We start from the raw sequence: 8,854 nt of genomic DNA, 5'->3' as shown, positions 1-8,854 counted from the left end.
CGTACCCCTTGGCGTCAAACGGCGGAAATTGCCGATCGCTATAATCAGCCGGGAAAATTTAGTGCCATTATCGGTTGGGAATGGTCTTCGCTGCCGGGTGGGGCAAATTTGCACCGCATTATTTTTATGGACGGCGATGCGTCTCAGGCAGAACAGTTCTTACCTTTCAGCTCGACCGATAGCGTGAATCCTGAGGACCTCTGGTCTTGGCTGGACGAGACTCAACCCAAGGTAGGGGCTGATTTTGTTTCGATTCCCCACAACATGAATTTATCCAAGGGGCGTAGCTTTGAGCTGACCCAATTTGATGGTTCGCCAATGACACCCGAGTACGCGATGCAACGCGCGCGATGGGAGAGCGTTGCCGAGGTGACGCAAACCAAAGGAGACTCCGAAACACACCCGATGATTTCTCCCAACGACGAATTTGCCAATTTTGAGACGTATGAATTTTTGATTGGTGGGCTTCCGTCGGAGAAACAGGCCGACTTGAGCGGCAATTACGCACGTCCTGCACTGTTGAACGGATTGAAATTGAAGCAAGAGTTGGGCGTCAACCCCTTTGCATTTGGCATGATTGGTTCGACCGATTCACACACGGCGCTGTCGAGTTCCGAAGAAAACAACTTTCACGGCAAGCAAGTGACCGACTCCACGCCCGAGCGCAAAATGCTTGAGCGCGCCGGACGGGTTGGTTGGGACATGGCTGCTTCAGGTGTGGCCGCTGTCTGGGCGGAAGAGAACACCCGCGAGGCCATTGTCGCCGCATTCAAGCGCAAAGAGGTTTATGCGACAACCGGCACGCGAATTGGCTTGCGCGTATTTGCTGGCACTGACTTTGAGGGTGCGGACTTAGAGGCAAGCGATATGGTGGCTCGAGGGTATGCGCGCGGCGTGCCAATGGGCGGTGCGCTGACACTGGAGGATAAAGCGCCCCGGTTTATGATTCACGCCGCACGCGATGTCATGAGCGCAGGGCTTGATCGACTACAGATGATCAAGGGCTTTTTAAACGACCAGGGAGAACCCGAAGAGCGTATTTATGATCTAGCCGGCGGCGAAAATCGTCTGCGGTTAGCGAATGGTCGATTTGAGCCTCTGCCAAACTCGGTCAATTTAAACACAGCAGAGTACGACTCTTCACAGGGTGCAGAAGAGATTAAGGTCGTATGGCAAGACCCTGATTATATCCCTGGGCAGTCGGCGGTCTACTACGTACGGGTTCTGGAGGCGGCGACGCCTCGACATTCTTTGCTCGATGCCGTTGCCCTGCAAGAAGAACTGCCTGAGCGTTTTGCCAAAACGATTCAAGAACGCGCCTACAGTTCGCCGATTTGGGTAAACTAAAGGGGTGATGGCGTGACTCAATGCGTCAACTGTGTGTTGACGCAATGAACAACTTCGGGCTGTTGGTTAGGTGATTCTTGCGCAAACTGATAGGTGAATTGACCGGCAGGCGTTAGCAAGTTCACAAAGGATGCGGCATAGGGCTCTATGTCTTGAAGTAAGGTGCTGGTGAAGACTAGTTCGTGTAACTGCCCGGTTAACTGCATTTCTTGGAACACGTAAATAAAATCATCATCGATGCCCGCGCCTACCAGCTCCAAGCTCTGAACTTTCGTGTTTTGACAACGTGGCCACACCGCAAAACGTCGGTCTACGTACAAAGCAATTTCAGCCAAAGCCTCGACCGACTCAACCGGTAAAGGGGCTTTATCCTCTCCTGCGAGTTGCAGTACCGATAGTGCGTCTTGCATGTGCATGCGGTGCGAGATCTCAACAAGCCCCGTATTCGGGTTGCGTTCGACCTCGGTCCAGACATGATGTTGCCGGTGAGCTTGCGCCGCGAGTGTTGTGGCGCAAAGCAGGATACTCAATAGTATTCTCACGTGTTAGTTGCCTTCGCCGCTCAGTTCAACCGCCGCCGATTCTTCGGGCTGGTCTTTATCTTCTTTTTTAAGCTTTTCGAGCATATCTGCCATTAAATTTCGCGTGGTTGACTTAGATTTGTAGGCTTCAAGGCGCGATTGATACACGATGGGCGGAAAGCGATTGTTGCGATAATCTGCGTCGGCCGTACGGTGCTCACGATCGTGCTCGATATATTCCAGCGGTTTGTCCTCTACTAGTAAGTGGGTCACTTTGTGGTTGTTGCGGCGCCAGATCTCTGGGGGGAGCACCAAGCGTTTGCTGTCGCCGTCGGCGTAGTGAAGATCCAATAGCAAGGGCGAAGGAATGCCGCCGATGTTCTCGAAATCGACAAAGTAATAGTGTTTGTTTTCTGCGATTGCGCGATCAAGCGCCCGCTGCTGCCAAGCTTCGAGCTTGTCGCGATCTTTTTGGTAGCCGTTACGATCTTTATTGGATACAGTGAATCGATCGTTCTCGTTATAGAAGTCGTTGAGCTCTGGGTAGCGATCTATGCGCAAAGTAATGCCCTGCTCACGATTAAATTGTTCGCTAATAGGTGCGGGTTTGTCGCGTTGAGTCTCGGCACGATCTAAGGGGAAATCAATCTCAGGATTGCCTGTTTTGAGTTGATAAGAGCGGATGTCACTGATAGCGATATCTACATGATCCGTGGTGTAGAACCACGCGCGCCAGAACCAATCTAAATCAATACCTGAAGCGTCTTCCATAGTCCGGAAAAAGTCGGCCGGCGTGGGGCGCTTGAACTTCCAGCGCTGCGCGTATTCTTTAAATGCAAAATCGAACAGTTCTCTGCCCATGACTGTCTCGCGCAACACGGTTAAAGCTGCAGCGGGCTTGCTGTAAGCATTTGGTCCAAACTGCAAAATCGAGTCAGATTGAGTCATGATCGGGACCTGATTGGTCGAGGTCATGTAGGCTGGGATATAGTCTAGAATGTTGGCGTCGTCACGGTAGGCTGGGTAGTTTTCTTCCCACTCAAGTTCGGCAACATACTCTAAAAAGCTGTTTAATCCCTCATCCATCCAGGTCCATTGACGCTCGTCGGAGTTAACAATCATCGGGAAGTAAATGTGACCGATCTCGTGAATGATCACCCCAATTAGCCCGTATTTGACGCGGCGTGAGTAGGTGACGGGTGGCTGTGTAATGCTTTCATCTTCCCATTTTGTATCCGCGCTCTTCGCCTTTTCCCAAGGTTCAGGTCGATAACCGTTAAAGGTGATCATGGGATATTCCATCCCGCCACGTTCCCAAGTATTGACTGATTGCGCGGTGGGGTAGGGGTAGGCAAACGAGAAGCGATTGTATACTTCCATAGTGTGGACGACCGCGTGAGTCGAGTAGTGTGACCAAATGGGCTCTGCTTCGTTTGGGTAGAACGACATTGCGAGCACTTGCTTTTGCTCTGCCTCGGGCTGCTCGTGAATCATGGCGTCCCAAATGAATTTGCTGGAGCTGGCCCAAGCAAAATCACGCACCCTGTCGGCTTTAAAATGCCAAGTTTTGGTGCCGTTGGCCTCAGTTTGCTCGTTGGTTTTGGCTTCTTCGGGAGTCACAATAAACCGCGGCTTGTCGCTAGACGTCTGTGCTAGGCGCTGTTGCTGAGTTTTGGTCAGTACGCGTTTGGGGTTTTGCAGCTCGCCGGTCGCCGATACAATGTGATTATTCGGTACGGTGAGGTAGACCTCGTAGTCCCCGAATTCTAGAGTGAACTCACCGCGCCCCAGAAACGCCTTGTTGTGCCAGCCGTCATAGTCACTGTAGGCCGCCATGCGCGGGAACCACTGCGCCAAAAAGAAGAGCTCGGTATCGTTTTCTTCGAAATATTCGTAGCCTCCACGGCCGCCCAAGGCTTCTTCGTTGATGATGTTAAAGGCCCACTGAATCTCAAAATCAATTGATTCTCCCGAGTTAAGAGGCTGCGGTAGGTCAATGCGCATCATGGTGTCAACGATGGTGAATGGCAGAGCTTGGCCTTTGGTGTTCAGAACGGTGACATCCTGATAGCCGTGTTCTGTATCGGCTGAGCTTTGTTGCAAGCGCAAATCCGAATAGCTCACCCGGTCCTCGCCCGTGACGGTGCGAGAGCGCCGGTCTAGTGAGTCGTTTTTGAAACGGTTTTGATCCATTTGCAACCATAAATAGCGTAATGTGTCGGGCGAATGGTTGGTGTAGTGAATGCGAGAACTCGCTGTGATTTTGCGCTTGTCAGCATCCAGCTCTGCGTTGATCAGGTAGTCGGCTTCTTGCTGCCAGTAACGCTCGCCTGGGGCGCCCGATGCCGTGCGATAGACGTTGGGCGTCGGTAGTGATTGTCCGAGCTGATTAAATGCCTCGGCGCCGCTGGGGTCGTTCGCCATGGCGGCGTGGATGGCGGCAAAACTCAGAATAAAACCGGTGACTAGGGTGCGCATGTTATTAGCTCGAACTCAAAACGATGGATAATACCAATGTCACAATTTTTTTTCTTCTATAGGAAACGCAGTTTCTGGCGCTAATTTCGGTATTTGTGCGACTATAGACCCCAATCGGAAGTGAAGAGCAATAAGAAGAGATTTTTGAATACCATTGTTGTGCAATCGCATCGCAGTAGCTCGTTAAATGAATGGATCGAGCTCTGTCAAAATTCGGTTCGCGAGTGGGCTGAATATCAAGGTTTTGACTACCAGTTTTCTGACGACCGTTTGTTCGATTATCTGCCTACCCGACAGCTATTGCAGCAGTATAATGCGGTGATCGCGTCTGATTTAGCGCGTGTGCGTTGGTTGCGGGCGCTGTTGGCTGACTATGAGCGGGTGATTTGGTGCGATGCGGACTGGCTCGTTATGGATATTGAGCGTTTTCAGCCCGTGCAATCGACCTATGCTGTAGGCCGGGAGGTCTGGATTGATCAGACCGACACCGGAAAGCTTAAAGCGTTTAGAAAAGTGCACAATGCCTACCTGCAGTTTGACCGTAATAATGCCTTTTTGGACTTTTACATTGAGACCGCGGAGAGGCTTTTGCGGGAAAATATTGGTGGCGTACCCAATCAGTTCGTTGGCCCCAAATTGTTAACCGCTCTGCATAATGTGGTCGGGTTAAACGTTCACGAGCAGGCAGGCATGCTCAGCCCGATGTTGGCTGCGGCGCTGTTAAGGCGCGCAGGGAGTCTTTGTGAATCTGAATATCAGTGTTTGTCGAGCCATCCTTGTGAGCGAGTGATTGATTTGTTTCAGCAAAGATCAACTGAAATTCCCATGGCCGTGAACCTGAGTGCATCTTGTATCGAGGTGTCGGGTCTAGATGCTCGCAACATACTTAGGTTGTGCGAGGTGCTCAGCACCGGTAGGTTATGCAAGTGAAGCTTTCGACGCTTTCTGGCTTTTTTCGGGCCAAACAGGGTTTGTCGTTCGCTCAGGCCAGTTTGATTTTTGCGGCTGCGATTGCGATCTCGCTACCGTTTTCAGATCCCGGACATCATGTCGATCAGGTGCATTGGCGTTTGTGCCCCGCCGATGAGTCGATCTGTGATGCCCCCTGGTTACCGGGCGGCGATGCTAATGCGGGTTATAATGATGGCACCTTGCAGTTTGATGTACGCATGTCGGATGAAGATCATCCATCGGCCTACTTGAGCGTATCGCCCGCTTACCATGATTATATTAATGCGGAGTTCTATTCGGCTGCAGATGAGTTGATTGGTTCAAGTGTGCGCGGAGATACCCAGCTCGATGAGGTGGTCTCGGCCTATGATATCGAGCAAACGACGCTGTCGGTTCCAGATAACGCATCGCGTATTGTATTGAGTATTCGCTCTGTTGGGGGCTTGCGCGGCTCGATATCGTTGAGCTCAGTCGATGAAATGCAATCTTCCCTGGTCCGCAATATTGCCATTCGGGTTTCTATTATTGTTTTTATTGTGCTGAGCGGCGTTTTAGGGCTGGCTTATGGCATTGTGCGGCGTGACCCAATGCTGTTGCTGTTTGGATCTTACCAGCTGAGCTGGACTGTGTTTTTGCTGTCGTTGTCCAATCTGTTGCCTGTGTCAGGGGTCGCTAGTCCCTTTTTCAATCATCACTTAGTAGGATTCGGCGCGATATTTTGCTCTCTGGTGGGAAGCTGCTTGCATTTGGTCATTCTGCGTTATGTTGCTCCTAGCCATCGCATTCTTAAATTTGTTGCGGTGACACCGTGGTTGTTTTTAGGCGCAATTGTCTTGTATGTCGCCGGATTTTACCGCCCTGCGCTGACCGTCAATGTGTTGTTGGTGGCAGTGACGGCGCTTACCGTCGCCATTGCGATAGGTCGTGCTCGCGCGACTCACGGATTGGCGGGGTTGTTCTTAGAACGCACGCGGTTTTTTTACGTATTGCTGCTCACAATTATGGTGATTACAACAATATCAGGCGTCGGTATTGGTAAGCAGTTCTCCCTCACGTATTTGCATTCGGTGCTGATCGCTGTGGTCTTTGGCGTTATTTTGCTCTATCGATCCGCGCTTGAACAAACAGCGTCAGAGCGCGCGGCGCGACGTTCCGATGTGTTCAAGCAGCGCAAAGCATGGCTAGAGCAGAGACTCGCTGACCAAAATACGCTCACTGCATTGCTCACGCACGAGATCAAAACACCTTTAGCCACGCTGTTGCTGATGACGCGAAATCAGGCAGACGCCCTTAAGTATCGCTCGCAGCTCAAACGGATTCAGCGCGTGGTTGATCAAGTCGCTGCCTCGGGGGAATCGGAGGAGGCTCACTTGCGGAACAAAGAACCTGTGGCGCTTAGTGATCTGGTCGAAGTAGTGGTTGGTCAGCTAGAACTCAGTGATGAGCAAATAGCGCGTTTGTATTATTCTTTGCGAGGCAGGACGGTCGTGACGACCCATCGATTTGGCTTATCGACCGTTTTGAGCAATTTATTGGACAACGCCTTTAAATACGGTGCAGAACAAAGCAAGGTGTGCTTGAGGTGTTGGCGGCGTGATGGCAAGGTTTTTATTCGCGTGAGAAATACTGTGCCGTCGGACGTGAAATTTTCAGATCCCACGGATTGGTTTAATAAGTATTGGCGAGATACCCACAGTAGTGACCTTCATGGCATGGGCCTGGGCCTTTGGTTAGTTAGAAACATTGCCAGACAGCAGGGGTATCGCGTTATGGCAAAGAGGGTGGGGCAGCAGGTGGTAATGACGGTTGAACTGGTATGAGTCTGGGAATTTCGGTTTATTTGTGTGAAGACGACACCGCGCTGGCCGGTGAGGTGCAAAATCTGTTGCTCGATGAAGGATTCTTGTGCGAAGTGGCGCACTCCGGTGGTGAACTCGACGTTCTGTTGGCCTCTAAAAAGCCTGATATATTGTTATTAGATCTACAGTTGGGCGCGGAAACGGGCCTCAATTTGGCCAATCGTTATCGTCAGAGCATGCCCTCGGTGCCGATTGTGTTTTTGAGCGCCCACGGTTCCGAGCAAAATCGTATTGCGAGCTATGAAGCGGGGGGTATGCTTTTCTTGGCTAAGCCCTTTGCGCCCGCAGAGTTAATCGCTGTGCTTCGCTCTATTACGTCACGGATGGACTTGGTGGTAAAAATCAAACTTGACCAAGTCGCTAAGCGTTTGATTGGCAGCTATCGCACGCGGCATTTATCGGATAAAGAATACACCCTGTTGTGCAATTTGGCGTTGAATTATCCGGAACTTACGCCCTACGACGAGCTGATTGACGCGCTATCGATCGACCCCAGCAAAGATAGCCGGTCTTATCTTGAGGTCATCGTGAGTCGTCTACGTAGCAAACTGCTGCGTTTGCACGAGCCGCCGCTCAAGGTTTTGAACAGAACGCGCCAAGGTTATGTGCTGAATCAGGCCATTGAGCTCGAGTAACCTTAACGATCCTTAAGAAAACCCTCTCTAACCTACTGTTTGATAATCGTTTTTTTGTGAACACGGTCTCACTTTGACTTGATTTATAGGCTTGCCAGTGTCACTCTACGCCTAGGTTAGGCATATTGCATTTATTGAGGTTTTTTAGTGCTAAGTCGGCGTGGGTTCACATTGGTAGAGCTAATGATTGTGGTGGCGATTGTGGCTATTTTGGCCGCCGTGGCTTTGCCGAGCTATCAATCGCAGGTGGCTGAGACCAAACGCTCAGAAGCGCAGGTGGCTCTGCAAAGTATTGCGATTGCACTAGAGACCTATTACCGAAAGAATCTAACGTATGTGGGCCCTACGTTTTACGCGAATAATGCAGATCGCGGTAATCTCGCCCAAACGGATATTTATCCTCAGTACTTGCCTAAAGATTATTCGGGCGCTGATTATGCGACTAAGGCGTCTTATCAGCTCAGTTTTACAACTCAGACTGCCAATACCTATACTATTGTTGCTACCGCTCAAGGTGGGCAGGCATCAGCAGACTCTGATTGCGCAACGCTGACCCTGAATCACTTGGGCATCGTAAGTCCCGCAGGTTGCTGGAAATGATGCGCCGACGAGGATTCACCCTGATTGAGGTGCTGGTCACCATCTTCATTTTGGCCTTGGGCTTAATCGGTTTCCTGCAAATGGATATTTATGCTTCACAAAAGGCGCGTGGCACGTTCTATAGCTCGGCGGCGGGCTTGTTAACCACCGAGTACTCAGAGCGCATGTACGCAAATCAGGTGGGTGTGCTTGATGGTTACTACGATACGGTCGATGGCAGTCTATGGGATACGGCGCCGACTGATTGCAGCGAAGCCGCTTGTACGCCTGAACAATTGGCAGCCTACGATCAATGGGAATGGCTGCAAAAAATCAAGGCGCAGCTGCCTTGGGAAGGCGATGATTACTCTGACCGCGTTTCTGTGTCGGGGAGCGGTGCCGCCGGTGAACTGACGCTAACTGCTCGTTGGTTGGAAGTTGGTGCGCCTGACAACGATATCGCTTCGTTCGCCATCGATGTCGA

General features: G+C 51.1%; 8 protein-coding genes. 6 read left to right on the top strand and 2 right to left on the bottom strand.

What is annotated here, in order from left to right; translation table 11 throughout:
• Positions 1 to 1,347: DUF3604 domain-containing protein (locus ACTF5Z_RS10225; RefSeq protein WP_438985544.1), on the top strand; the 1,347-nt coding region annotated here is incomplete at its 5' end.
• Positions 1,348 to 1,364: 17 nt separating this feature from the next.
• Here the strand turns inward: ACTF5Z_RS10225 and ACTF5Z_RS10220 are convergent.
• Both ACTF5Z_RS10220 and ACTF5Z_RS10215 read right to left on the bottom strand, forming a co-directional pair.
• Positions 1,365 to 1,889, bottom strand: coding sequence for a DUF6702 family protein (locus tag ACTF5Z_RS10220; protein ID WP_438985543.1), 525 nt, complete (start codon positions 1,887 to 1,889; stop codon positions 1,365 to 1,367).
• A 3-nt stretch (positions 1,890 to 1,892) separates the two neighbouring features.
• Entirely contained in the window at positions 1,893 to 4,346 is a 2,454-nt protein-coding gene (locus ACTF5Z_RS10215; protein ID WP_438985542.1) for a M1 family metallopeptidase, read from the bottom strand.
• A gap of 144 nt (positions 4,347 to 4,490) precedes the next feature.
• Here ACTF5Z_RS10215 and ACTF5Z_RS10210 point away from each other — a divergent pair, with 144 nt between their 5' ends.
• The 5 genes from ACTF5Z_RS10210 to pilV all read left to right on the top strand — a co-directional run.
• Complete coding sequence (locus ACTF5Z_RS10210) at positions 4,491 to 5,276, top strand: hypothetical protein (RefSeq protein WP_438985541.1); 786 nt, start codon at positions 4,491 to 4,493, stop codon at positions 5,274 to 5,276.
• The gene (locus ACTF5Z_RS10205) at positions 5,273 to 7,117 is read left to right on the top strand and encodes an ATP-binding protein (RefSeq protein ID WP_438985540.1); all 1,845 of its coding nucleotides are present in this window, start codon (positions 5,273 to 5,275) and stop codon (positions 7,115 to 7,117) included. Before ACTF5Z_RS10210 ends, ACTF5Z_RS10205 begins: the two co-directional genes overlap by 4 nt.
• Positions 7,114 to 7,791: a response regulator transcription factor gene (locus tag ACTF5Z_RS10200; RefSeq protein ID WP_438985539.1), complete on the top strand. Its 678-nt coding sequence runs from the start codon at positions 7,114 to 7,116 to the stop codon at positions 7,789 to 7,791. Before ACTF5Z_RS10205 ends, ACTF5Z_RS10200 begins: the two co-directional genes overlap by 4 nt.
• A 147-nt stretch (positions 7,792 to 7,938) precedes the next feature.
• Positions 7,939 to 8,391, top strand: coding sequence for a type IV pilin protein (locus ACTF5Z_RS10195; RefSeq protein WP_438985538.1), 453 nt, complete (start codon positions 7,939 to 7,941; stop codon positions 8,389 to 8,391).
• Positions 8,388 to 8,854 (top strand): type IV pilus modification protein PilV (gene pilV / locus ACTF5Z_RS10190; protein ID WP_438985537.1); only part of this gene is annotated, 467 nt, incomplete at its 3' end. The genes ACTF5Z_RS10195 and pilV, both read left to right, overlap by 4 nt.

The sequence above is a fragment of the Aequoribacter sp. genome, from assembly GCF_965659035.1.
In the GTDB taxonomy this organism is placed as follows: domain Bacteria; phylum Pseudomonadota; class Gammaproteobacteria; order Pseudomonadales; family Halieaceae; genus Aequoribacter.
Note: the sequence above shows the minus strand (reverse complement) of the source record. Positions and strands in the feature narration are given on the sequence as shown.